General features: G+C 65.3%; 16 protein-coding genes. 5 read left to right on the top strand and 11 right to left on the bottom strand.

All coding sequences use genetic code 11. The features are described from left to right. Window positions 1-76: 76 nt before the first annotated feature. Window positions 77-706: an MlaC/ttg2D family ABC transporter substrate-binding protein gene (locus K6G35_RS28025; RefSeq protein WP_008645112.1), complete on the bottom strand. Its 630-nt coding sequence runs from the start codon at window positions 704-706 to the stop codon at window positions 77-79. A gap of 181 nt (window positions 707-887) precedes the next feature. Between K6G35_RS28025 and hpnN the strand changes: the two genes are divergently transcribed. Together hpnN and K6G35_RS28035 are read left to right on the top strand one after the other, a co-directional pair. Further along, on the top strand, window positions 888-3614 hold the full coding sequence (hpnN, locus tag K6G35_RS28030) for a hopanoid transporter HpnN (RefSeq protein WP_035883264.1): 2727 nt from the start codon (window positions 888-890) through the stop codon (window positions 3612-3614). A 43-nt stretch (window positions 3615-3657) separates the two neighbouring features. Further along, complete coding sequence (locus K6G35_RS28035) at window positions 3658-4602, top strand: MlaA family lipoprotein (protein WP_495676709.1); 945 nt, start codon at window positions 3658-3660, stop codon at window positions 4600-4602. Window positions 4603-4852: 250 nt separating this feature from the next. Here the strand turns inward: K6G35_RS28035 and K6G35_RS28040 are convergent, their stop codons facing one another. The 10 genes from K6G35_RS28040 to K6G35_RS28085 form a co-directional block, all read right to left on the bottom strand. Next, complete coding sequence (locus K6G35_RS28040; protein ID WP_495676710.1) at window positions 4853-7312, bottom strand: CHASE2 domain-containing protein; 2460 nt, start codon at window positions 7310-7312, stop codon at window positions 4853-4855. Further along, window positions 7299-8969 carry a FecR domain-containing protein gene (locus K6G35_RS28045; RefSeq protein WP_495676711.1) on the bottom strand — a complete coding sequence of 557 codons (1671 nt, stop codon included), beginning with the start codon at window positions 8967-8969 and terminating at the stop codon, window positions 7299-7301. The genes K6G35_RS28040 and K6G35_RS28045 overlap by 14 nt, the downstream gene beginning before the upstream one ends. Beyond that, the gene (locus K6G35_RS28050; RefSeq protein ID WP_011518651.1) at window positions 8962-9660 is read right to left on the bottom strand and encodes a response regulator transcription factor; all 699 of its coding nucleotides are present in this window, start codon (window positions 9658-9660) and stop codon (window positions 8962-8964) included. Before K6G35_RS28050 ends, K6G35_RS28045 begins: the two co-directional genes overlap by 8 nt. A gap of 208 nt (window positions 9661-9868) precedes the next feature. Further along, on the bottom strand, window positions 9869-11239 hold the full coding sequence (pelG, locus tag K6G35_RS28055) for an exopolysaccharide Pel transporter PelG (protein WP_008645329.1): 1371 nt from the start codon (window positions 11237-11239) through the stop codon (window positions 9869-9871). A gap of 1 nt (window position 11240) precedes the next feature. Next, on the bottom strand, window positions 11241-12830 hold the full coding sequence (pelF, locus tag K6G35_RS28060; RefSeq protein WP_024570847.1) for a GT4 family glycosyltransferase PelF: 1590 nt from the start codon (window positions 12828-12830) through the stop codon (window positions 11241-11243). Beyond that, the gene (locus K6G35_RS28065; protein WP_008648362.1) at window positions 12827-13813 is read right to left on the bottom strand and encodes a tetratricopeptide repeat protein; all 987 of its coding nucleotides are present in this window, start codon (window positions 13811-13813) and stop codon (window positions 12827-12829) included. Before K6G35_RS28065 ends, pelF begins: the two co-directional genes overlap by 4 nt. A 3-nt stretch (window positions 13814-13816) precedes the next feature. After that, window positions 13817-15280: a PelD GGDEF domain-containing protein gene (locus K6G35_RS28070; RefSeq protein ID WP_495676712.1), complete on the bottom strand. Its 1464-nt coding sequence runs from the start codon at window positions 15278-15280 to the stop codon at window positions 13817-13819. A gap of 23 nt (window positions 15281-15303) precedes the next feature. Further along, complete coding sequence (locus K6G35_RS28075) at window positions 15304-15852, bottom strand: LpoB-related protein (protein WP_008648366.1); 549 nt, start codon at window positions 15850-15852, stop codon at window positions 15304-15306. A gap of 51 nt (window positions 15853-15903) precedes the next feature. Further along, entirely contained in the window at window positions 15904-20061 is a 4158-nt protein-coding gene (locus K6G35_RS28080; RefSeq protein WP_495676713.1) for a tetratricopeptide repeat protein, read from the bottom strand. After that, window positions 20024-22885 carry a bifunctional glycoside hydrolase/polysaccharide deacetylase family protein gene (locus K6G35_RS28085; protein ID WP_495676714.1) on the bottom strand — a complete coding sequence of 954 codons (2862 nt, stop codon included), beginning with the start codon at window positions 22883-22885 and terminating at the stop codon, window positions 20024-20026. The genes K6G35_RS28080 and K6G35_RS28085 overlap by 38 nt, the downstream gene beginning before the upstream one ends. An 850-nt stretch (window positions 22886-23735) precedes the next feature. Here K6G35_RS28085 and K6G35_RS28090 point away from each other — a divergent pair. From K6G35_RS28090 to hpnD, 3 genes are all read left to right on the top strand, one after another. After that, window positions 23736-23939, top strand: a complete 204-nt coding sequence (locus tag K6G35_RS28090) for a cold-shock protein (RefSeq protein WP_008650922.1) — start codon at window positions 23736-23738, stop codon at window positions 23937-23939. A gap of 180 nt (window positions 23940-24119) precedes the next feature. Further along, window positions 24120-24593, top strand: a complete 474-nt coding sequence (locus K6G35_RS28095) for a BON domain-containing protein (RefSeq protein WP_495676715.1) — start codon at window positions 24120-24122, stop codon at window positions 24591-24593. 110 nt (window positions 24594-24703) lie between these two features. After that, window positions 24704-25552: a presqualene diphosphate synthase HpnD gene (gene hpnD / locus K6G35_RS28100; RefSeq protein WP_008650919.1), complete on the top strand. Its 849-nt coding sequence runs from the start codon at window positions 24704-24706 to the stop codon at window positions 25550-25552. The last annotated feature ends 73 nt before the right edge of the window (window positions 25553-25625 follow it).

Genomic DNA, 25625 nt, shown 5'->3' on the forward strand with positions numbered 1-25625 from the left:
GAAAGCAATCGGGGTCGGCATTGCCGACCCCGATTGCTTTTCCGGACCACTCAGGCCATTCAGGCCCACACAGGCATCAAGTCCGCGCGTTGTGATTCGTCAGGTACTTCACCAATCCATCCACGCCGTCACGAGCGACGATGTCCGCAAACTGCTTGCGGTACACCTCGATCAGCCACGCCCCCATCATGTTGATGTCATAGATGCGCCAGCCTTCCGCGCCGCGCTCCAGCCGATAATCGATCAGCATCTCGTCGCCGTTGTTCATCACCCGCGTGGCCACCACCACGTCGTTGGCATTGCTGCCGGTTTTGGCCGGCTTGTACGAGAATTTCGGGCTCTGCTCGCGCAGTTGCGAAAGCGACACCGCGTAGCTGCGCACCAGCAGCGCCGTGAACTGCTCCTGCAGGACCTTCTGCTGCTCCGGCGTCGCCTGTTTCCAGGCACCGCCCACCGCCAGGCGCGTGGTGCGGCCAAAGTCGGTATAGGGCAGGAACTCGCGCTGGACCACCGCCGTGATCTTCCCGAGATCGCCCGCGCGGGTTTCCGGATCGGCCTTGATCTTCGTGATCACGCCCTCGACGGCGGACTGCACGAGCTTGTCCGGCGATGCGCTGGTATTGACCTGCGCATGGGCGGTACTGACGACGGCCACGGCGGCGATCGGCGCAATGATGGCGGCGGGAAGGAATCCGTAACGGTTCATGACAATCTGATGCTCAAGGTATCGGCCGGCTGGCCAGTCGAGCCAGTATATAGCGTATCGCCGCGAGGCCGGACCGCATGGCGCGCAAGGCGCTCCGGACCTGCAACGCCACCGTCACCCGCTATACTCCGGGTGCCGCCCACGCGCCCCTCCGCAACCGGGCGATGAAGAATTCAAACACATGATCAGACCGCTGCTCGTTCGCACCGTCAAATTCGCTACCGCCCACGCCTGGCTGGTAATTGGCATTTCCTTGTTGCTGACCGTTGCCGCAGGCATCTACGCGGCCCGCAACTTCGCCATCAACACCGATATCAGCCGGCTGCTTGAATCCGACGCCCCCTGGGCGAAGCACGACCAGGCCATCAGCGACGCCTTTCCGCAGCGCGACAAGATGATCCTCGCCGTGGTGCAGGCCCCAGCCAAGGAGCTTGCCGATGCGGCCGCCAATGAACTGGCCGATGCCCTGCGCAAGCAGCCCAAGCGCTTCCGCGCGGTCGGGCAGCCCGGTTCGGGCCCGTTCTTCGAACGCAACGGCCTGTTGTTCGCCGATACCGCGAGCGTCAACGACATGGCCGAGAAACTCACGCAGGCCCGGCCGCTGCTCAACAACCTCGCGCACGATCCCACGTTGCGCGGCCTGTCGGACCTGCTGACCACCACGCTGGCCCTCCCCTTGCAGCTCGGACAGATCAAGCTGGCTGACATGGAAAAGCTGCTCCAGGCGAGCGCGAATACCGTCGACGGCGTGCTGGCCGACCATACGGTGGCCCTGTCGTGGGCCGGACTGGTCGACGACAGCCTCAAGGCCAACGCCGACGGCAACGCGTTCAGTTTCGTGACGCTGTCGCCGGTGCTCGATTTCAGCGACCTGCAAGCCGGCTCTGGCGCCAGCGAAGCGATCCGCACCGCGGCCACCGAACTCAAGCTTGCCGAACGCTACAGCGCCGTTGTGCGACTGACCGGCCCGCAGCCCCTGGCCGACGACGAATTCTCGTCGGTCAGCGAAGGCGCCGCGCTCAATGGCATCCTCACACTGGTCGTCGTGATCGGCATCCTGTGGATGGCGCTGCGTTCCGCGCGGCTGATCACGGCCGTCCTTGTCAGCCTGATCTCCGGGCTCATCATCACTGCCGCGCTGGGCCTGCTGATGGTTGGCGCGCTGAACATGATTTCCGTGGCGTTCGCGGTGCTTTTCGTCGGCCTGGGTGTCGACTTCGGCATCCAGTTCGGCGTGCGTTACCGAGCAGAGCGGCACGAGCATGACGACATCAACAAGGCGCTGGAGCTGGCGGCCCGCGACGTAGCAGGCCCGCTCACGCTGGCCGCGGCTGCCACCGCCGCGGCGTTCTTCTGCTTCCTGCCCACCGACTACCGCGGCGTGGCCGAGCTTGGCAAGATCGCCGGCGTCGGCATGTTCATCGCCTTTGGCACCACCTTCACGCTGCTGCCGGCCATGATCCGCGTGCTGGCCCCGCCGGGCGAGGACGAAGTGCCGGGCTTTGCCTGGCTGGCCCCGGCCGATACCTTCTTCGAACGCCATCGCAAGGGCACGCTGGTGGGCGTGCTGGCAGTGCTGATCGCGGGCGCCCCGCTGCTGCCGCACCTGCGTTTCGATTTCGACCCGCTGCACCTGAAGGACCCAGACTCCGAATCGATGTCGACGCTGCTCGCGCTCAAGGATGCGCCGCAGGCCGGGACCGACAACGTCAGCGTGCTCGCCTCGTCCGTGGCGGCGGCCCAGCAGATCGCCACGCGGCTCAAGACGCTGCCGGAAGTCGAGCGCGTGGTCACGCTGAAGACGTTCATTCCGGATGACCAACCGGCCAAGCTGGCCATCGTCGCCGGCATGGCGAAAAGCCTGATGCCCGTGCTGACGCAAACGCGCTCGCAGCCGGCCGAGGACGTGCGCCGCGTGGCATCGCTGCGCAACGCTTCGCGCCAGCTCGCGCTGGCCGCCGAGGATCACCCCGGCCCGGGCGCGGCTGCAGCCGACCATCTGTCGCAAGCGCTCAAGAAGCTGGCCGATGCGCCGGCCGCCACGCGCGACCGCGCGGAACAGGCCATTGCGCTGCCGCTGCAACTGGCGCTGGCCTCGTTGCAGAACGCGCTGCAGCCCGAGCCGATCTCGCAGCAGACGCTGCCGCCCGAACTGGTCCGCGACTGGCTCGCACCCGATGGTCAGGCACTGGTCAGCGTCAGCCCGAAGCTGCCCCCGCCCGGCGCGAAGAACGATGACGCCCGCGAAGCGGCGCTGAACCAGTTCATCGACGTGATGGCGCGCGTGCAGCCGGACGCCACCGGCGGCCCGATCGCGATCCGCGGATCGGCCGACACGATCATGACCGCGTTCGTGCACGCCGGCGTGTTGGCGGTGATCTCAATCACGGTGCTGCTGTGGATCACGCTGCGGAGCGTCGGCGATGTGCTGCGGACACTGATCCCGCTGCTGGTTTCCGGCCTCGTGACGCTCGAACTCTGCGTGGTGTTCGGCATCGCGCTGAACTTCGCCAATATCATCGCGCTGCCGCTGCTGCTGGGCATTGGCGTGGCTTTCAAGATCTACTACGTGATTGCCTGGCGCCATGGCAAGACCAAGCTTCTGCAGTCGAGCCTGACCCACGCCGTGCTGTTCAGCGCCGCCACCACGGCGACGGCGTTCGGCAGCCTCTGGCTGTCGCATCACCCGGGCACTGCGAGCATGGGCAAGCTGCTGGCGCTGGCGCTGGCCTGCACGCTGGCTGGCGCGGTGTTCTTCCAGCCGATCCTGATGGGACGCCCGCGCCGTCAGCCGTCGGGCCGCGCCGAACCGCTCGGCCCGTCGCTGCCCCCGCTCTCGGTAGCCGCGTCCATGTCACAATCTGCCGATAACACAGCGGGGCCGGATCAACGCCACCCAGGAAGGTAGGCGCCGCACCCTTACAAGAAACCAAAGCCAAGACCGTTTCCCGATGCTATCCCGCTTTTCGCCTTCGGGCGCCGTAGCACTGCGCCAGCCCCGGCTTGCCCGCGCGCTGGCCGCCGCCTCGCTCTCTGTCCTCGCCACCGGCTGCGCCACAGGTCCTCAAGCCAATCCGCAGGATCCGCTGGAGCCCATGAACCGGGTGATCTTCAAGGTCAACGACACGATCGACACCTATGGCGCGCAACCGCTGGCCAAGGGCTACAAGGCGGTAACGCCGGAGCCGGCCCGTCTGGCCGTGACCAATTTCTTCTCGAACCTGTCGGACGTGGGCAACTTCGTCAACAACGTGCTGCAGGGCAAGGGCGTCGATGCGACCGAAACGATGATGCGCATCGCCATCAATTCGGTGCTCGGCATTGGCGGCCTGATCGACGTGGCGACGGCCGCCGGCCTGAACCGCCATTCGCAGGATTTTGGGCTGACCCTCGGTACCTGGGGCGTGCCCGCTGGCCCATACCTGGTGCTGCCGATCTACGGACCGAGTTCGTTCCGCGACAGCATGGGCGTGGCCGCCAGCATCTACCTGGACCCGGCGCACTATCTGGATCCGGCCTGGCGCAACTCGCTGTTTGGCGTCAACGTGATCAACACGCGCGCTAACCTGCTGGGCGCGACGGACCTGCTCTCGCAGGCCGCGCTCGACAAGTACGCGTTCGTGCGCGATGCCTATTCGCAGCGGCGCCAGTACCTGCTGAACCAGGGCGAGAACGCGCTGCCGTCATACGATGAGGTGGACGAGTCGGACAAAGCCTCGGAGGCCAAGCCCGCTGCTGCTGGGGAGGCTGCTCCGGCCAAGCCCGCTGCTGGAGAGGCTAATCCAGCCGCCCCGGCAACTCCGGCAACTCCGGCTGCTCCGGCTGCTCCGGCTGCTCCGGCTGCTCCGGCAACCCCGGCTGCCCCGGCTGCCCCGCCGTCCGATTCAGCAAAGTAGCCAGAATCAGAATAGCGTCTCGCGCCAATCGAGACGCTTGCCCTCTCCACCGCCCCCTAAAGGGCCTATCAATGGCTGCTGGTTCGCTCTTCGGCGGAGAGCGTCAGGGCGTTTGTCCGACGACTACGCAAAAAATTGCCCGCGTCGGGATGCGACGCGGGCCGGAAGGCGCGCGGATGCGGAGTCCGCGGCACCCAGATCGTAGGCAATTTCCGAAAACGTGACTGCCAACAATTGTGTCGGCCCGCATTCAGGACGCGCGGCCGCGCAGGGGCAACCAGATGGAGAACATCGTGCCCTTGCCAACTTCACTGGCAACCATCACCCGGCCGCCATGGCGCTCCGCCACGGTCTTCACAAATACAAGCCCCAAGCCACTGCCAGACGGCGCATCGGCGCCATGCGCGTGCACCCGGCTGAACGGCCTGAACAGTTGTGCCTGGGCGTCTTGCGGGATGCCCGACCCCTGATCGGACACCTCGATCGCCATATAGGGGCCGAGCCGGCGCAGGCGCACCGTCACTTCGGTGCCGCACGGGCTGTACTTGATGGCGTTGTTGACCAGATTGGTGATGGCGCGAGCCAGCAGGGCTGGCGCCACGCGCATCCTCGGCCCCTGCTCGTCGATGTCGAGCCGCAGTTCGGTCCCACGCGCCTTGGCCAGCGCCCACAATTCATCGGTGGCGTCGAGCACGATCTGCGTCAGGTCGGTCTCGGCAAACGTCAGGCTTTGCGATTCGGCCTGCGCGATTCGGATGAAATCGTCAGCCAGGGCAAGCGTGCGGTGCGCGTGCTCGCCGATTCGTCCGAGCAGTTCGGTCTGCGGCAAGGCACGGTCGGGGCGTGACTGCATGTCGATCAGTGCCAGGATCGACGCCTGCGGCGAGCGCATGTCGTGAGACAGGAAATGCAGTGTCTGCTCGCGCTGGCGTTCGGCGCGACGTATCGCGGTGATGTCGATCAGGCTGACGATCACGCCCGCGGGACGCCCCGCCTCGCCATGCAGTGGCCCGCCATGCAACAGATAGCGCCGGCCGTCCTCGGTGGTCAGTTCCACGCCATGCGAATCCGACGACGACATCACCGGCGCGTCACCTTCGAGCGCACCGCACAGCGCGTCCCAGTAGGCCAGACCCGGCCCCGCCACCGTGAACATCACCTCGATCAGGTCGGGCAACCCGGGGCGGCCTAGCTCGCCGTATGTATTGCTGCCGCGCATGTACCGCAGGTCGTTGGCATAGTACGCGCCGTCGATCCCCTGGAGGATCGTTGGCGCCAGCGCCACCGCGCGCCGGTTCGCCACCAGAATGCCGCCATCCAGATTGCAGATCACGGTAGCTTCCGGCAGGCTCTCCAGTCCGTCGGACAGAAAGCGCCGCATGTCGCGCAGGCGCGAGGTCATGCCGTAGACCGCCTGCATCCGGCCATCGAGCGAGTGGTCGATGCGCGTGGCTGGCGCCGCCAGCAAGCCGGGCTCATGCGCCAGGCGCCCGAGTTCTTCGGACAGGAAGCGAAGCGCGGCTTCCTGACGCCGCCAGCTCCACAGGGGGTAGACCATCATGCAGCCAAGCACCGCGCCCGACGGCGCGAACCACAGATGCATGCTGCCTGGCAGGCAGAGACTGGTACCGACGACCGCCGCAACGATCGCCATCGTGGCGAGCAGCGCATTGCGCGGCGAGAACCGCAACGCCGCCAGGGCCGCCAGCAGCACCGGCAGGATCGTCCCGAGCCAGCCCACCGGCTTGGGCACGGTAACGATGCCGGTGCCGTCGAGCAGCGCCTGCAGGGTGTTGGCCAGAATTTCGACACCGCTCATGGCGCGCCCGTCGCGCGATACCGGCGTCGGAAACACATCGCCGAGTCCGGTGGCGACGGTGCCGATCAGCACCGACTTGTCGCGAAAGTAGCCGCGACTGACCTCGCCAGAAAGCACATCCAGCACCGAGACGCGCGCGAACGACCCCGGGGGGCCGACGAACGGAATCCGCAATCGGTCCTGACTGATCCAGCCCGCGCCATCCATGCGTACCGCGCGTTCGTTGCGGAACTGCGCCGCTGTCACCGGTGTGTGCTGGCCCAGCGCTGCCATGGCGGCCGCGAAGTGCCAGACCGGCGCCCCCTCGCCATCGCCCTCGCGCAGATACACCTGTCGGGCCACGCCATCGGTATCCACAATCATGTTGATGTGGCCGGTCTGCGCCAGCAGGCCATCCATCGGGCCGCGCAGCCGCGCGCCGCTCGATCCTGACTCGCCGACCATGGGCAAGACCACGTTGCCAGCCCGCGCCACGGAACGCGCCAGGTCGGCATCGTCGGACGGATAACGGATATCGTGTTCGGACAGGATCACATCGATGCCGATCGCACGCGGATTGTCAGCGCCGATCTGGTCCACCAGCGCGGCAAGCACCGTGCGCCGCCACGGCCAGCGGCCGATCACCCCGATGCTTTCGTCGTCGATGGCGACGATCACGATGTCATCGCGGGCGGGATGCTTCTGGGCCACGATGGCCAGGTCCAGCACGGCCAGGTCCGCGCGCTCGAACCAGGAGAAACTTGACGCGGCGAGGGAGATCACCAGCACGGCGATGGTGAGCAGCGCCCACTCCAGTCGCGTGCGCCGACGAAAGCCCATGGCGCCCGGGGCGCCCTCCCGCTCGGCCGCGTCGAACTGGCCGCCGCGCAGGTCAGCTCTATTGGGCGCCAAGTTGCACGCCTTTCTTCGCGCCGCCCGTCATAATCACCGCACCCTGTCCATCACGCAGCACAGATTGCAGGTCGATTCGCTGTGGCGCGGAAAACGCGCTTGCCAGAGGCACGTCCGTTCCAGTGGCTCGTGCCACGCGAACGAAGTATGTGCCGGGTGCCGGGCGGGGAATCGAAAGCGCGCTCTCCGTAGTATGGAACGTGACCACATCGCCACTGAAAGCGGGATCGGACGCCATCTGGAGCACATAGCCCGTGGCAGCGGCGGCTCCGGCATCGGCAGGCCAGCGCACGCGCAGTTCCTCGCCGTTGTCGACCGGCGCCGGCACTGGCGGGGCCGGTTGCACTGTCACCTTTAGCGTGTCGCCCCATGGGCCCGGCTGATTCCGCGCATCGAACGAACGCAAGCGCCACCACCACTGCCCCACCGCCAGCGTGCGGACGGCCTCCACGCCATTTTCACGGCGCGTCTCGGCGCGTTGAGAAAACTCGGGATCGGCGGCCAGCGCAAGCTCGTAGCCCGATGCGTCCTGCACGGCAGCCCAGCGGAACGCCACCTCGCCGCCATGCTCGACGGCGTCGGGTGCAGGCATCAGCGAGAACGGCGCTGGCGGATTGCGCCAGACCTTGAACGGTTGCACGCCGTTCCGTCCGGCTAGCCGCTGTGGCGACAGGGCGCTGACTGCCAGGAAAAGATCGCCGTCCGGCAGATCGTCGAATACGGCCTCCGGCGACGCCGACTCCGTCGTCGCTACCCATTCGGTCAGCGCGGTATCGCGCGCCACGCCCGCGCGGTAGCCAGCCGCGCCCGGCACGGCCTGCCAGCGCACCGTGACGGCACGGCTGGAAATCGGCTGCGGCAGCGCGGCAACGACCGGGGCGGGCAACAATGCCGTTGGTTTGGACAGTCGGCCCGCGGTCGACACCCCGACACCGTAGCCGGCGGCGACTTGGGTGGCCGAGCCCGGACGCGCACCCGCCCCCACACCGACCTTGCCTTCGATGACTTCGCTACGGCTACCACCGTCATCGGCGCTGACGCGATACCGCGTGCCACGCACGCCGGTCACCATCAACGGCGTGCTGATCTCATAGCGCCCGACGCCACCGCCCTTCGGCGCGACCACGGAATCGGCGCCGCCCTTGTCGATGCCGATCATCGTATCGGTCAGACCGCTGCGCGCGAATGCGCGCAGTCGGCGCACCTGCAGCTTGGTCGCCGCTGGCAGCGACACACGGGTCCCGTCACTCAGTTCGAGCGTTGCCGCACTATTCGGACCGATCTCGATCCGCGCCGATTCGGCCAGCGCCATGCCGGTCTGCATCGGCCTGCCATCGACGCTTGCCTGTCCGCGCACGAAAACCACTCGCGCCGTCGACGGCGCTACGGGGATCTGCGACAGGGGAATGCGAATCCGCGTGCCGGGCACCAGCCGGTACGGATCTTCCACGCGATTGAGCGTCTGCAGCAGATGCCAACCGTCCGTGCTTGTCATGAAACGCGTGGCCAGGCCGATCAGGGTGTCGCCCCGCTCGACCTCATAGATGAAATCCTTGCCCTGCGTGCCCGCAGGGCCGGCCAGCGCACTGCCAGACAGAATCAGGGAAATCAGCGCACCTCCCACGGCGGCGCGGTGCAGCGTGGGACGGCTACTCATGAGCGGCCGTGGCTTCGAACCGATAGCCATGCGAATAGACGGAAGCCAGCCGCACACCGTTCTCGGGGCGCAGGGCCAGCTTGATGCGCAGGCGCGACATATGCGTGTCGAGCGTGCGCGAGGCGGCATCCATCGCACGCCCCCAGACGGCCTGTTCAATCACGTCGCGCGCCAGCAGGCGGCCAATATTGCGGAACAGGAACAATGCCAGGTCGAACTCGCGCGGCGACAGATCGACGTTCTGACCGTCCAGCGCGATAACGCGCCGGCGCGCGTCTACGATATAGGCGCCTTGCCGGATCAGATCGTCTTCGTGCAGGGTCTTGGGATATGCGCGACGCAGCAACGCTCGCACGCGCGCGACGAACTCGCCCGGCCGGATCGGCTTGGCAAGGTAATCGTCGGCGCCCACGGACAGGCCCGCGACGATATCGGATTCTTCGATGCGACTGGTCAGGAACAGGATCGGTGGCAGGCGTCCCGAATGCTGGCGGACCCAGCTCACGAGTTCATAACCACTGACGTCCGGCAATTGCCAGTCCATGACGACCAGGTCGAACGCCTGGTCCCGCAACGCTCGCAAGAACGCGGAACCGGTCGCGAAGCTCGAGCATTCAAAGCCCGCTTCATCCAGCAGCTGGCAAATCTGCTCGGCCTGGCTGGTGTCGTCCTCCACGGAGGCAATTCTCATACTTCCCTCTGATAACTACGGCCTGTGTCTGGCACGGCGGTGTTATGTTACCGAACGGTAACACGGCCCGTCGAGGCTACGTTAGAGGGGATTCTGCGCTTCGGGTGTTGCAGACCAACCTCAATCCTTACCTTTTTCTCTCAGTTTCCAATTGCGGGCGTAACGGTTTCGTGCACGCAAAATGCAGCATCGCCACGCATCGCGTCCTTTATTGGAGCATATAGGTTTCGTACTCGAGACGGTCAAGTTTACGATCGAGCAGATATAACGCAAGTGCTACGACGATCAGCAGCGAGACCGCGAAGCCATAGCCATACCAGGCCGGCCCAAGCTCGAGCGTGAGGCGCGTCAGCACGAAATTCAGCACGACGAACGTGCCGGTCAGCATCAGCACCTCGCGGCGGCGATCCAGGTAGAAGTAGATGTTCAGCACGCCCAGCAGCACCACCTGCAGGCTGGCGCCGATCACGTCCACGTAGAGCAGCGGCAGATACAGCTCAGAAATCCCGAGCAGTCGCAGCACCCATCCGCCCACCACGAACAGCACCAGCGACGCGATGGCTTGCACCTTGACGATCTCGTACAGGCCCAGGCGGATGGTCTGGACCATCGTGTTGCGCATGTCCTCGATATGCTCCAGCGAGCTGCCGCCGCGCACCGCGTTGTAGAACGCGTCGTAATACTCGACAAAGTCCGTCTCGATCCGCACCAGGAACACCGCCATGCCCGGGATGATCGCCAGATAGGCCAGGAACACCGGAATGTCGTAGATGATCGACGCATGGAGCGGCCCGATCATCTGCTGGCCGGTGGACGGCGCATACCAGAACATGAACTTGTCGAGCCAGATGCCAAGGTTGTAGAACAGGCCGATGGCGACCAGGCTCGGATACGCGTAGCGCTTCTGGAAGACCTCGAACGACATGAAGCGGCGGCTCGTGTAGTTCCGGTAGATCAGCGTGATCATGCCCACCAGCAGGCATAGCTGGCCGACCACAAAGCCGCCGAGCAGCCCTTCGAGCCCGCTCTTGCGCATTGCCAGCGCCGCCAGCACGGTGATGGCATAGCCGATCAGGAAGGTCCACACGATGGCCTTGTACTGCTTCATGCCGGACAGGAAGATCGCCGCGATCCAGATGTTGCTCATGATCACGAAGCCCGCGATCATCAACAGCCGGTACAGCACCGACTGCTCCGGAAAGGCCCAGAACGCGCACGCCAGGCCGATCAGCCCCGCCAGCATCGTGGCCAGCAACGCCACCGCGTGATAGTTCGACAGCACCAGATCATCGCGACGCTCGAACAGCCGGTCCGAGGTGAAGCGCGTGAACGAGAGCTGCATCGGCCCGGTCAGTATCAGGCTGCACGCGATCAGGTACGTCACCGAGACCTGGAACTGCGTGATAAGCATGCCCGGAATCACGAAACCGACCGATAGCAGGCCAATCAGCAGGATGCCGACGATCGACAGCACCCACGGACCGGAGCTGATCACCCCGGCATAGGCATAGGCGCCGATCAGCCCCGAAAGGCTGTCCCGCCGCAGCATCTTGCGCAGTTCGAATCCGATGCCGGCCATGTCAGCGCCCTCCCCCGTGCACCGGGCACTTTGCCGGGCTTGCCCCGCCGCGTGCGTGATGCGTGTTGTCCGGCATCGCCATCATCGATGCATAGAGCGTGCGATAGCTGCCCACCATCTGTTCCTGCGTGTAGTAGCGTTCCACCCGCGCGATGCCGGCGGCCTGGGCCGCCTGCCATCGCGCGGGCTCCTTGATCAGTTTCAGCGCCGCATCGGCCAGCGCAGCCGGGTCCGCAATGCGCACCACGTCGCCCGCGGCCCCCAGCGCCGCGTCCTCGCCGGGCAGCCCGAAGACGAGCTGGCTGCACGAGCCGACGTCGGTCGTCACGCACGGCACACCCGCCGCGAACCCTTCGAGCACCACCAGCGGCAACGCCTCGGAAATCGAACTCAGCACCAGCACGCCGACTTTCGGCAGCAGTTCGTCGATCTTCTGGAAGCCGAGAAACTTCACCTTGCTGCCCAGCCCGAGGCTTTCGGCCAGGCTGCGACACTCAGTCGCGTAATCCGGATCTTCATCCTCGGGGCCGGCAATCCACCCTTCGGCATCGGGATACTCCCGCACCACAGTCAGCATCGCGCGAATGAACGTCTTGATGTCCTTGATGGGCACCACCCGGCCAATCAGGCACAGCACCGGCGGCACACCCGGCGCGCGCCGCTCGCGCAGCGCCGAAAGGCGCGGCAGGTTGATGCCATTCGGGATATTGTGCGTGCGCTCGGCCGGCGCGCCATCCAGCACCTGGCGGCTGCGGTTGCCTTCGTACAGCGCCGTGATCTCGTCACCGGCCTCATAGCAGACGCGACCCAGCGTCTCGAAGAAGCGCACCCAGAGCTCGCGGAAATAGCTGATCTGGGAAATATCGCGCTCGAAGATGTTCCGGTTATCGCGGATCCACTGACTCTGGAACAGGTCGATCTTCCGTTCTTTCGTATAAATGCCGTGCTCCGAGACCAGCAACGGGCGCCCAGTGCGATGCCGCAGCATTGCACCGAGGAATCCCGCGTATCCGGTGGAAACCGTGTGATAGACCTTGGCGGGAATCAGCCCGTCCACGATCCGCACGAGCTGCCACAGCGGCTTGTGCATGATCCGGACAGTCCAGAAATAGTCCGTGAACGACGGATCGGTGCAGTACCGTCGGTACTGATCGGTGATCGTGTCCCACGCCCGCTTGCTGTAGAGGAACGCATCCTCGGACAGCGCGCCGCCCTCGCCCAGCGCCGGCATCAGTTCGCGAATCAGATCACCCGCCTCCACCTCCCTGCCGCGCTGGCGCAGCATTTTGTGCAGTTCGTCCGAGCGGTCGAAGGCATGCGCGTCGCCCTTCGTGCCATGCACCATCGGCGGCGGCGCGAAGTCGTAGAGGAAGTGCGTTTCCAAATGCACCACGTTGTCCGGCAGCGCGTAGGCCATCTCGCCATAGTCCTGTCGGCGGCTGCCGATGAAGACGATGCCGAACCGGATATCGGGGAAGGCGCGGATCATCTGATTGACCCAGCTCGACACCCCACCACTCACATAAGGAAACGTGCCTTCCAGAAGCAGCATGACGTCCGCGGACGTTCCCTTGACCAGAATCTCGCTCATGATTGCCAGTACCGCAGCAGGGGCCGCACCAGTGGGAGCGGCGAAGGACTGTCGAAATCCGCCATCAGGCGGCGCACGGTGGCATAGTCGCGTTCCAGGTAAGCCGCCTCGGCAAGCAGCGGCAACACGCGATCACGCGCGAAGCCGAGCGCTTCGGCACGAGCCAGGAACTCGCGCGCCTCGGCGGGCGCGTTGCGCGTCAGCGCCAGCCGGCCGCGCATGTACCAGAGCGCGGCGATGTTGCCGTCGATCTCCAGTGCCGCGCTGGCGTAGCGCTCCACCTGGCTAGCCGTGTAGCGGTACACATCGCCCTGCACCAGGTTCTGGTAGATCAGTTCCCAATACAGGTCAGCCAACCGCTGGTTGATCTCCCCGCGCGCCTGCGGGCTGTCAGCCGACTCCAGACGGGGCAGCTCGGCCAGGATCTTCTGCGTAAGCTGCTTTTCCGCGCCATCGAGCATGCCGTAGGCCAGCAGCCGGATATCGTCGGTGCTGTCGGCCAGCAGTTCGCGCAGCACCGGGCTGGCCGTTCGCGTGGGCATCGACTGCATGGCTACCAGCGCGGTCATGCGTTCAGGCAATGGCGCGCGCGTATTGCCGAGTTGCGCGCGCAGCCGCGCGCCCCCGCCATGGGTCACACGCTGGATCAGGTGGGTGACGAACTCGGGCAGCGCTACCGATGCAATACCGCTGTTGCTGCCACGGCGCGGGAACAGTTTCGAGAACAACAGGCTGCCCATGCACACCAACACGCCACCCGCCGGCACGAAGAAGCAGAACGCTGCCAGATAGCCATAGCTCCACACGAAAGGCGTCCGGAAGCGGCGCGGCAACAGGCGCCACAATGCCAGCCCCAACAGCGCCGCGGCCGCGCCTTGCAGCGTCAGGAAGCCCAGCAACAGCGGCAGCCCAGTCCCGCCGCCGAACAGCAGCGCCAGGGCGGAGATCTGGAAGGCGGCGCCTCCGAAGGTCAGCTTGCCCATGGGTCAGCCTGCCCTTGCCGGTCCGGCGCCCGCCACGCTGGCGTCGCGCATGCCATCGGCCTGCACGGCCGTGATCGTGGACGCCCCATCGAGCTGGCAGCGGTGCAGCAGCCGCATGAGCGCCTCCTCCGCACCCTCGGCGGGCACCGAGAGCGTGTAGACGCCAATATGCGCGCTTGAGAAATCGGTGCCGAACTGCGCGCGCAGCATGTCCTCGATACGCACCAGATAGGCGGATACCGCCTGGGCGTCCGACAGCGGCATCAGCGTCAGCATGGCCCGGTGATGGGCGTTGCGCACCGGCCAGGCCACATCGAGCGCACGACGGCTGCGCACGACCTGCTCGAACAGCGCATCGCGCGCTTCGTCGAGGTCGAAGACCAGCGCCACCACCGAACTTTGGATGCCCGTCTCGTGACGCAGCCGCGACAGCCGCGCGTAGTCGAGCGCGAACGCATACGGAATAGCCGGTGCCATTTCCTGGATGCCGTGCGTGGCGCGGGCATGTTCCACGCCATCGGCGTAGTAGCCCATCAGCACCATCAGCATCTGCAGGTTTTCATAGGTCAGCGACAGGAACGGCATCCGTTCCACGACCAGCACGCCAATCAATCGATCCGACCCCGCCAGCACGGGCGCGACGGCCACGTAACGCGTCTGCGCGTCCTGCTGGAGCCCCGTGGAACGCAAATGCGCCAGCGCGCGCGTTTCAAGGCAGTGCCGCACGAGTGGATCGTTGACGTCGATCTCGAAGGCCGGGCCGATGCTGGCCACGGCGTTCGGCACGACACGCTCGCCATCGCAGGCATAGAGCGCCGCGCCCTCGACCTGACAGGCCTGTGCGACGACCTGGAGCATCGGCTGCGCGCCGGCCAGCGGACCGGTATTGCCGCCGTTCATCGCGTCCTGCAAGGCCACCGCGCGCAGTTGCGACAACGTGTCGCGCAGCGTCGTCGGACGCGCCAGCAGATCGTTCTCGAGCCGGGCATGAGAAATGCGCAGCAGATAGTGGTTCTTCGTCAGCGCGGCCAGCCGTTCGTCGAGATAGCGATTCACGGCCCGCGCTCGCGCCAGGCGCGTATTCCACACGTCCCCGAACTGCCCCGCCACCAGCACCAGCAGCAGCCCGCCCATGAAGAACATGCGCGGGAAGGCGCCACTGTGCGCGCCGATCTCGTCGAAAAAGAACCAGCCGCCCAGCAGCATCAGCACCGCGCCAACGCCCACCAACGTGCCATAGCGCAGCGCCAGAATCACCGGCAGCAGCCAGACCCATGGAAAGCCCATGCCCAGCAGCAGCGGATTCTGCGGCAGCACTAGCCAGGTGATGCCCATTGCCGCCGCCATGATCACGATCATCTCGATCACGGCTGCCGCACCGCCACCCGCGGGCGCCAGCCAGCGCGCGTAGCGCCCGCCCAGGCCGATGCCCTGCCCCTGGCGCCTTGTTTCCACGGTCTTGGCCACGTCTCTCCCCCGTCCTTCCGTGCTCAACCCTGCATCAGCGGCGCCAGCAGGCGACGCAGCAGCTTCTGCGCCACGCCCGAGAGCGACTCGCGGCTCCAGCCGGCGTTGCTGCCGGTGGCCGACCACACCACCTGGCCGCTGGCCACGTCGATCAGCTGCAGCGAGATGCCCACGGCGGGCTCGCCGTCAACGCCAACTTTGTAGCGCCACTCCTGCACCGAGCCGGTCAGCGCGTAACGCGCGCGCTCGCCACGGGCCCACTCGAGCGCCTTGCCCACCGATTCACGCTCGGCCGGTTCGAACAGCGTTTCCGGGTTCAGCGAGGCGGGGTAGCGCTTGAGGTTCGCCACGCCGCCGGTCTTCAGCAGCGATTCGGCGATCGCCTCGGCACGCAGGCCAGCCTGGGGCGTTTCGGTGTTGTTGACGATGGGCAGTACCGCCACCACGTCGCCGGGCGACATCTGCGGCGCGCGGCCCACGTCGGTCACCGCGCAACCAGCCAGCCACAGTGCCGCGCCGAGCGCGCCACACCAGGCCATCACGCGGCCCATGCGAGTCGTCATCCTGTTCATGTTTTCCATCCCCCTCGTTACTCTCAAGAACTCGATCATCAGTATTCACTATCAGTAGAGCCAGCGATATCGCAAACCCACTTCCGTCAGCGGCGTGCCGCCGTTGCGGGACGCGGTTTCATGCAGCACGTACATCGACATGTGGTCGTTGCCGAACACCGAACCAGCCATGCCAAGCTGGCCGCGGAAGTTGTGCCCCGCGCGCGAGTCGTAGAGCGCCCCAACGTCCAGGAAGGGCCGCCACTTGCGCGTGTAGTCGTCGAGCAGTTCGGTGCCAAAGCCGAACAGCACACCCGCCTGCGTGAAGTTCTGCGGCATGTAGAACGCAGGCGTAGCGTCGCCACCGACCGGCACCAGCCGCTGCATCGTGGGCGTCAGCGTGCCGCCGTTGGTGTTGTAAATGCCGCGCGTGCCGACGATGCGGACCGTGTAGTCAGGATACTGCGTGCGAATGCGATAGCCGGCCTCCACGTCGTAGACCATGCCGTGCCCCAGCGAGCTGCGGTCCTGCCCGTAGAAGCGGTCGTACTCGATCCGTCCGCGAATGAACTCACGCAGCCCCAGCCGCCATGTCGCGCCCAGTTCGACCAGGTCCTTCATGCCGCCCACACGTAGTTGCGCCGATTCGTCCGCCTGCTGGTTGTAGCCGAGCCGGCCAGTGAAAGACACCCGATCCTCCAGGTTCCACGCGCCAGTCAGCCGCGCCGTGGTGAAGCTCTGCAGGCCGTCGCGACGCCCCACGCCCAGCAGCCAGAGTTTCTGGGTGTCGCGGTAGGTCAACGCCAATTCGGCGCGACGGTCGCTGCCAGGCACGTTGTCAAGCGCAGTACGGTCGGTCGAGCGCTGATCGCGGAACACGCCGCGCAGGTTCAGCGCATAGCCGTCCCAAAGCCGGGCTCCACCAGCCAGGCTGTACTCGTAGAACTCCAGCGGATTCTGACGCTGGTACGACGCGCGCGGCTCGATTGCCTGGGCGTTGAACAACAGTGCGTCCTGCAGTGTCTGCTGCAGCGAGTCATCAGTGCGCGCCAGTTCCTGCGTTTCAAACGCCTGGGTCTGGGCAGCGGAAAGTCGGTCGAGCTGGCGATTGACCTCGATCTGGCTCAGCACAGGCACCTTCCCGGCCTTGCGCTCCATGATCCGGTCGAGCTTGTCCATGTCGTTGTCGTCGAGCGCAATCGCGATCTCGGCATACGCGGGCCTCTGCAGCCGCTCGGCGTACTGACGGGCCAGCCAGGCTCGCGCGAGTTCGTTCGACTCCGACGACATCGCCCAGGCCAGCGCCACCTCGCGACTGGCGGCCGTAAGCTGCGCCTGTCTGCGCCGTTCGCGTTCCACCAGCGCCGGCGGCGGCGTCACCTCGAGCGGGGACAAACCCGGCACGTTACCGAGCTGCGAGGGCGATTTTGGATCGCTGGGCGCAGCCTGCCGCGCGGCGACGCTTTCGCGGTCGCGCCGCAGCATCTCGACGACGAGTCCACGCGACACATCGGCCGAGGCAAATATCTGCCCGAGCGCGATCATCTGCCGACGGAGATCCGAGCGTGCCGGACGACCCTGCGCATCTTCTTCGTCTTCATCGGCATACTCGTCGCCGGCGCTTTCCTCGGCCCACTTCGCGCCACCCACGGCCCACGTACGATGCAGTTCGACCCATGCCTGCCGGCGGATACGCCAGGCCAGATCGGTCTGGCCGATAGCCTCGCAGGCATCGGCGGTCACGCCGAGCCAGAGCGGATCGGCGCTCTTGCCATGCTGCATCTTGCGCAGGAAGTGCAAGGCAGTGCGGCCGTCCTGGAAGCGCATCGCGCCGGCTGCGTAGGCACCCCAGAGGCTCGGATCATTCTCCGCCTCTGGCTTCAGCCGCAGCATCACTGCGCGCACCTCGGTGTCGGTACCCATGTCGACGAGTGCCCACAGCAGTGCGCCGTAGGTTTCGCTATCGGCATCGGCCTGCCCGATGGCATGACGCAGATCGGCAAGCGCGCGTTCGTGATTACCGGTCGCGCGCCAGTACTCGGCGCGACGCATCAGGAAACCCGCCGACGATTCGGCCTGTCGCGTCTGCTCGGGAGTCAGGCTGGCAAGCATCTGCTCGATGCGGATATAAGCGTGCGCGCGCGTGTAGTAGTACATCGCCAACTGAAGCTCATCGAGCTTGCCGTTCTTGCGCCAGCCTGCCTCTGCAATGCGGCCGGCGTCGATCGGCCAGCGATCGTAGTACTCGATCAGGTTCGCGAAATCATCGTCCTCGGTATCGCGAACTTCGGCCAGGCAGTCGTTGCGGGCAGCGCCGGGCGGCATCGCCATGCAGTGATCGTCATGACTCTTGGCCATCGAGATCATCATCTGGCGATAGCCGTACTTGAGCAGATCGTCCCGCTGCGTCAGGCGGGCAAGCTGGGTGTACGTGCGCCAATAGAGCAGGTCCTGCGTGGTGGCCTTGTCGCGCGCAGGCAGCATCGCGTCCATCGCCTGATCCAGCCGGCCGCGCACGAACAGTATGTTGGCGCGTTTGAGCGCGTAGAGCGGGCGCGCGCCGAAGCGCTTCTCCAGTTGGCCGTAGAGCTCGAACGCGCGGTCGTCCTTGCCGGCGCGCTCGGCCAGTTCGGCATTGCGCTCCATCACCTGACGCCCGTTCGGCCCGTTGGCGAGCCCGTCGAGGAATGCCATGCCGGCCTCCGGCTCGCCGAGCCGTTCGTAGGCCGCGACGACCTCGTCGATCGTCTTCAGATCGCCGCCCGCCGCACGATGCCGCAACGCCGCCAGATAGGCCCGGTCGTCGTTGAGGCCCGGCGCCAGCCGCATCACGTTATTCCACGCGCGTTCGTCGTTGGTCTCCTGCGCATACTTGAGCCAGCTTTGCAGCGCGACCATTGGCTGGCGATTCCATTCCGCCACCTGCGCCAGACGCTCGCGCCAGACGGCGTCGTTGGGCAACTTGTCCACGGCCGTCTGCGCCACGCGCTGGGCCTGATCGAGCTTGCCCGCGGCCAGGAACACGCGGTAGGCCAGGTCGTAGTCGTCGGGATTGAACGTCTTGCCATTGGCGACGGCCGTGGCCACTTCGGCCTTGGCCGTCTCCTGGGCCTCAGCCTGCGTGATGTCGCGCGTGGCCGGTTTCGTCACCACGCCAGACGCCGGAATCGCTTCCGCAGCCGCACGGCGCAGGCCGAATTCGCCCACCTGCTCGCGCAAGGCGAGGCCGCGCGGACCGTCGAGGAACACAACGCCGCGCGCGAGCCACGGCTCGGTATCGGAGACCCGGCGGAGGTTCCCCTGCCGTTCAGCCTGTGCGAACTGCGTGCCCTTCGTCGGCCGGTTGGCCGACAGCTTGAGCAGGCGCTCCACATACTTCGCCGCGATATCCGGCTTGTTCGCCGCCAGCGCCAGTCTGGTCAGATAGCGCAGTACCTCGGCGTCATCGAGCAGCTTTCCACCATGGCGCTCCGCTTCGGCCAGCGCTTCATCGAGCAGATTGCCGGCCTGCAGTGTCTGCAGGGCCTGCAGGAACAGCGTGCGCTGCTCGTAGAGATTTTTCGCGCGGGCCTGCGCCTCGAACAACGCGCGGGCGGAATCGCGATAGTTGCCGCCCGCCAGCGCGATGCCGGCAAGCTGGCGATTATAGAAATCCACGTTGGCCGGGTCGCGCACGCTGAGTTCGCGGAATAGCTTCACGGCGGCAGCCGCATTGCCGACCTGGCGCGACTGCGTGGCCAGCGTCTGCAGATCGGCCACCGACCAGGCGCGCAGCATCTCCGGCGTGGTGGCGTCCTTGAGCAGGCCGTTCATCATGGCCAGACGCTCCGCGCGCTCGGGGGAATCCGGCTGGGCCGCATAGGCGCGCTGCTGCGCGATCTCGATGCGCGTGCGCAGGATCTGGCCCGTCAGGTCCTGGCCCTTCACCGCCAACATGCGTTCGAGCATCGTCTCGGCATCATCCAGCCGACCACTGCGGGCGTACTGTTCGGCCAGCACGCTCATGAAGTTCGTATCGTTGGGCGCCACGCGTGACCACGCCTCGAGATAGGCCACGGTCAGGCCATCGACGGCCCTCCCCTGACCAAGCAGGCGCTCACGCAGGGTCTCGCGCGGGAACATCAGCGCCAGCCCGACCCCCACAATCGCGGTAAAGGTCAGAACCAGCGCCGGCGGCAACAGCCGCTCGCGCTCAGGCGCCGCAGCGGACTTCGACTTGTTGCTGGACATGGATCGGATCATTGACCGCCGGAGTATCGAAACGCAGCGTATTGCGATCGCGCACACCGGTTACTGGCTTGCCATCGATGGAAACACTGCACTGGCCCGCGTTGGCGAGCCGGAAGAACGGCTTGTAATAGCCGGCGAAGGTAAATCGGGTGACATTGCCGTCGCGGCGCCAGTCGCGCACGAGACCGTTGGCCTCGGGCAGCTCCGGCACCGACTGCGTGGCCGTGGGTGCGAAACGGAAGCGCGCATTGCCACCATCCAGATGCACGTAGACGCCGCCACCTGGCGCCGGCGACGAACCTGTCACGCCGGTCGCGGTGGCCACGTCGGGCACGCCCGCGCCCGTCCAGCGCAGATTGCGCAGGTTGCCATCGCCCCGCACGCGCCATGCGCCGCTGGCCGGCGCGCCGTCGGCGCCATCGCCCAACTCGCGGGCCACGGCCATCCCCTGCCAGTCGATCACCTTGAGCACGTAGTCGGTGGAGTGCATCGGCAGCAAGTTCTGCGTCAGCACGTAGTCATAAACCTTGCGCAGCGCCTTCAGCGATGCCACCTTGGTGCCCGAGTAACTGTGGTAGTAAATGTTCACCGCCTTGAAGCGGTACGGCTTCTCCGTCATCTCGAACGTTTCGATCACGCGCTCGAAGCCGTAGTACGGCCCATGCCACAGGTTCGTATAGACGTTCTCGTTCTGGTTGGTCGCGAACACCTGGAACGTGTGATCCGCCTTGTGGATGCCCAGCGGGGCGATGGCAGTCCAGGTCGGGTTGCTGCGCGTGATCAGCGTGTCGCCGCCATTCATGTTCAGCACGCCAGCGGCTTCGGTCAGCTTGAGCGCCTCGGGCGGGGCCTGGCAATCGCCGGGCCACAGCACCAGCTTCACTGGCTTGTTCGGCGACAGCACCTTGTTGATGTAATCGATCGAGCCGCCGATTTCGCGGTTCAGGTCCATCTTGTAGCCCGGAATTGCCAGGTGATAGGTGTCATCGCCCTCGATGATCCTGGCATTGCTCTCCTGTCCCGGCACGGTCCGGCCCCATTCGAACGGATGCGAATAGGTATGGCTGGCCACCTCGACATACGGCTGCGCGAAGATCTTGCGGGCAATCGGCTCCAGTTCTGGTGCCAGCTTCGGATACATGCCGCTCTTGCCGACCTCGCCTTCAATCACGGACATCGTCATCGGCAGGCGGTACCGGTCGAAGATCTCACGGAACAGCACCTCGCCCGAATAACCGCCACCGGGAATCTCCGCCTTCGAGGCAAAACCGTCGCCATCGATATGGATGGTCAGCAGCCGGCGGCCGCTTTCGGTGGTGGAATCCGGCACCGGCATCAACGGCAGGCGCAATGCCTCGCGCAGGAAGTCGATCGGCTGCACGATCCAGCGGTCCTGCCCCTTGGGCGTGTTCTGCCGCACGGCGTAGGGGCCCATCACATAGCCGCCCCAGGCCGTGATCGCTGCGGCGTCATACGTCAGCGTGCCCGAGCGCAAGCGCAGCAGCGTGCGCGTGTTCGCCGCGCCATCGCGTATCTGCACCGGCACCGCATCGGTACGGTCCGGGGCCACCTGCTGCTCGAAGCCCATCATCTTGTCCTGCGACAGGATCTGGACGTCACCCGAGGTGCGGCCCTTGGCCACCTTCAGGTCCAGCATCCGCGCGAGCGCCCCGTCGGGCTGCGCGCCAAACCCGTTCATGAAGACCACGGGGATGCCCTGGCGGATCTGTTTCTCCGCCCAGGCGTAGAAGCGGCCCGGGTTCTGGCGGATATTGCCGTTGGTCCAGACCACCACGCCGGCATAGCGGTCGGGAGTGATCTCCGGCAACGTGTCGCGCGTTTCGGCGAAATCGACGCGATAGCCCAGATAGTTGAGCGGCATCGACAGGAAGCGCACGCCGACGCTGTCGTCGATGGAAACATCGAGTTCGTTTTCCTGCACCACCAGCACGCGGCGCGGCATGACCTCGAACGACCCGACGCCCACGGTCTGCAGGCCGGAATCGGTGACATAGGGAGTGATGCCCAGCGCGCCGATGCGACGCGCGGTGTCGCGTCGGCATTGCGCGTCGGTGGGCGGGCAGTAGTCGATCGAGATCACGGGCAGGCCGTACTGCTCGCGGACGATGCGCGCCTGGTTGAGCAACCAGTCACGATCCTGCTGGCTGACTTCGGTATACGCGCCCTGCGCTTGGTTCCAGCCGCGGAACAGCGATTCGAACACCACGCCGTAGGCCAGCGAATGCACCTGGGGCAGAATCTCGAAGCCACGGTTGAACAGCAGCTTCGCGTCTGGATAACGTGCCTTGATTGCCTGAAGCACACGCACCATGCCGGCTTCCTGACGCGCGCGGTCGGCGTCGGTCTTGGCCACGAGATGGTAAGAATCGAGCGTGTCGAGGAAGAAACCGCGATAGCCGCGTTCCCACAGCGGCGTGATTACCTTGTCGACATAGAAGGCGGGCCAGCCGTCGGCGGCCTGATCGACGACTCTGGCGTTCCATGCGTCATTGCTGCCGGAAAGCCAGGCCTTGGGGATGTCCTTGAAGTACGCGCGGCTCGGCAGAACTTCACCGACGCTGACATATGCGAACCAGGCGGTGTTCGGCGTTTTGGCGCTACGCGGATCGAAGCCGCTATCGGGCTCCACGACGGCCACGTCGAAGGCCTGCAGCATGTCCACGGGCGGGCGGGCGCCATAGTGAAATGCCACGCTCGGCGCAACGCGCGCTGGCGCCAGCGACTGCGCCAGCGCCGCGGTCGACGGCGTCAGTGTGCCAAGCACAAGCCCGACACCGGCTGCCACAATGGCAATCACGGCCATCACTACACGCCACGCACCGGAACGCGAGCGGCCTGTCAGCCCGTCCCTCTCCTCGAAAAGTCCCCGAATCCATCGTTGTAATTGCTTCACTGGCTTAAAGTCCGCTGCTGTTATGACGGTTGCCGATGGCGGCGCGCAGGCCCTGCTCGCATACATGGCCCGCATTTCGGACGATGCCCAAGCCTGCATTATGCCTTACGCATCACTTCTATATAGGATTTTTCCTATTTTGCGAGCAGGTGGATCCTAGGCCATCCGTTTGAAACAGATTGTCAAAAATTGTGCCCGACAAGCCATGTCACGCGTACGACATTTGGCACGATTCAACCTGCGTGGCCCTTGACCACGCGGGAATCGGTAAGCAGATGTTACACCGGGTGGTAAAAATGCAGATGTCTGCCGCCACTACGCTCGCCTTGACCACAAGTTTCTCAGTTCGTGCATACGGGATAACCATACCTCTCAGGATTTTCATTCCGGCATCTGGCCCATTTGAGGTATTGCGGCGTGATTGTCCGCATGGCAACTGCGGGGAACTGTGTGATATCTCACACTCCTCCTTACGAATATGTACCGACTGCCGGTACCGCCACGCCCGCAATGCCTGACATAACATCGTAGAAGGCACCCTGATGTCAGACAAATCCGGAATGGATGTAGAAGAATTTAATATCTGCTGTTTGTATGCCGAAACACCATTAGGGGCATGGTCCGATTGACAGCCAGAAAAAAACCGTCAAAATGGCTGCTCGCATGTGCGCCGGCCTGAAGCGTTTTGCTCCGGTTCGTTGTGAGCGACATGCTTGGTCGGGCAATTACGCCCATTTGAAATTCGAGGTTGGATAGACATATGGAAACCGGTACCGTTAAGTGGTTCAACGACGCCAAGGGCTTCGGCTTCATCACGCCGGACGCAGGCGGCAATGACCTGTTCGCACACTTCTCGGCGATTGAAGGCAATGGCTTCAAGTCGCTGAAGGAAGGTCAGAAGGTTCGCTACGTGAAGGCTATGGGCCAGAAGGGCGAACAGGCCACGAAGATCCAGGCTATCTAACTGGATCACCGGGCAGTTTATCTTGCCTGGGAAGCCCCGCTCCGGCGGGGCTTTCTGCTTTCTGGGCTTTCCACAGGGCAGATAATGTATTGCATTGATGACGTTCGGTCATCGCGGTGTTTCTTGCGCGTGGCAATTCACTTGGCCGCACTAATGGCCATGACGATATGCGCGGCGCAAATGGCACTTGGACAGACGACACGCAACTTCGGCAACGACCCGTTCCTGCGAATCTCGCAGGCGATCACCAATTGCCCCGAACCGGCGGGCCCGCGCATTACCGAGGCGGATTGGAAACGCGAGGCGCACCACCGCATCGAGGAAGGTAACCACTGCTATATGGAAGGCCGTTGCAGGCTGGCCAACGCTTACCAGTACGACCAGGAAATTGCCGAGGCCCTGCGGCGGCGGCTCGACACGCTGCGGCACACGATGCCCGCCTGGCAGCAAAGCTCGCTCTGGATCATGGTGCGGGGCCGCTGGCTGACCGTGCAGGGCTGCGTGGCTGCAGATTTCGACCGGAAGGGATTCCTGGGGGCGCTGCGCGAAGTGCCCGACGTAGAACGGGTCATCGACCAGACCACCACCACCCCGGCACGCGGCGTACCATACCCGCGTTATGGTGATAACGTCACAAATCCCCCGGCGCGATGAAGTTGCTATAATCGCCCGACTTCGAATCCCCCCAAATTCTGCCGTTCCCGGGGCGCCACCCGTTGGCTGCCCCGCTGGAAGGTATTTGACAATGCGTGCCGAGGAAACCCGTGGCCGGTACTGAAATCGCAACGCCAGGCGGGCCGATCGCCGGACCCGCCGTGTCATCCGGAAGCTCGTTCCACGCGGCCATGCGCATCCTGCCCGCTTCGCAGCGGCAGGCCATGTTCGAGATCTACGCGTTTTGCCGCGCCGTGGACGACATCGCCGATGGCGACACCCAGCACGCCGACCGGCTCGCCGCGCTGGAACAGTGGCGCGCAGACATCGCCGCCTGCTATGCAGGCCAGGCGCCTGCGGCGCTGCGCCCGCTCGACGAGCAGATCAAGGCGTTCAATCTCCAGCAGCAGGACTTCTCCGACGTCATCGACGGCATGATCATGGACGTCGTTGCCACGATCGTCGCGCCGGATGCCGCCACGCTGGACACCTACTGCGACCGCGTGGCCAGCGCCGTCGGCCGCCTGGCCGTGCGCGTGTTCGGCCTGGACGAAGCACCCGGCATTGCGCTGGCGCATCACCTTGGCCGCGCGCTGCAGTTGACCAACATCCTGCGTGACCTCGACGAGGACGCCGAGATCGGCCGTCTGTACCTGCCGGCCGAGGCCCTGGCCGCCGCCGGCATTCCCGTCGGCAAGCCATACGACGTCATCCATCATCCCGCGATCGCCGAAGTCTGCAACGGCATCGCGCGCGATGCTCAGGCTCACTACGATGCCTCCGCCGCGATCATGGCGCGCTGCCCGGCGCGCGTGGTGCGTTCGCCGCGCATCATGTCCGATGTCTATCACGGCATCCTGACTCGCCTGCTGGCCCGTGGCTGGCAACCGCCGCGCGCACGCGTGCGCGTGCCCAAGGCAAAGCTGGTCTGGATTCTGCTCCGACATGCCATCGCATGATTTGCCCGCCTTGTATTTAGCCAAGGCACGCGGCCATTGCCGCGTGCCCAGAACAGAGAAGTGCCCCCGATTT

This window comes from Cupriavidus sp. HY129, from assembly GCF_059492215.1.

Bases quoted from the DNA above. Each gene is read 5' to 3' on its own strand.
- K6G35_RS28035 (WP_495676709.1), top strand. From the start codon at position 3,658: ATGCTATCCCGCTTTTCGCCTTCGGGCGCCGTAGCACTGCGCCAGCCC.
- K6G35_RS28085 (WP_495676714.1), bottom strand. From the start codon at position 22,885: ATGGCCGTGATTGCCATTGTGGCAGCCGGTGTCGGGCTTGTGCTTGGC.
- K6G35_RS28075 (WP_008648366.1), bottom strand. From the start codon at position 15,852: ATGAACAGGATGACGACTCGCATGGGCCGCGTGATGGCCTGGTGTGGC.
- K6G35_RS28045 (WP_495676711.1), bottom strand. From the start codon at position 8,969: ATGAGTAGCCGTCCCACGCTGCACCGCGCCGCCGTGGGAGGTGCGCTG.
- pelF (WP_024570847.1), bottom strand. From the start codon at position 12,830: ATGAGCGAGATTCTGGTCAAGGGAACGTCCGCGGACGTCATGCTGCTT.
- K6G35_RS28095 (WP_495676715.1), top strand. From the start codon at position 24,120: ATGGCACTTGGACAGACGACACGCAACTTCGGCAACGACCCGTTCCTG.
- hpnN (WP_035883264.1), top strand. From the start codon at position 888: ATGATCAGACCGCTGCTCGTTCGCACCGTCAAATTCGCTACCGCCCAC.
- K6G35_RS28065 (WP_008648362.1), bottom strand. From the start codon at position 13,813: ATGGGCAAGCTGACCTTCGGAGGCGCCGCCTTCCAGATCTCCGCCCTG.
- pelG (WP_008645329.1), bottom strand. From the start codon at position 11,239: ATGGCCGGCATCGGATTCGAACTGCGCAAGATGCTGCGGCGGGACAGC.
- K6G35_RS28025 (WP_008645112.1), bottom strand. From the start codon at position 706: ATGAACCGTTACGGATTCCTTCCCGCCGCCATCATTGCGCCGATCGCC.
- K6G35_RS28090 (WP_008650922.1), top strand. From the start codon at position 23,736: ATGGAAACCGGTACCGTTAAGTGGTTCAACGACGCCAAGGGCTTCGGC.
- K6G35_RS28050 (WP_011518651.1), bottom strand. From the start codon at position 9,660: ATGAGAATTGCCTCCGTGGAGGACGACACCAGCCAGGCCGAGCAGATT.
- K6G35_RS28080 (WP_495676713.1), bottom strand. From the start codon at position 20,061: ATGTCCAGCAACAAGTCGAAGTCCGCTGCGGCGCCTGAGCGCGAGCGG.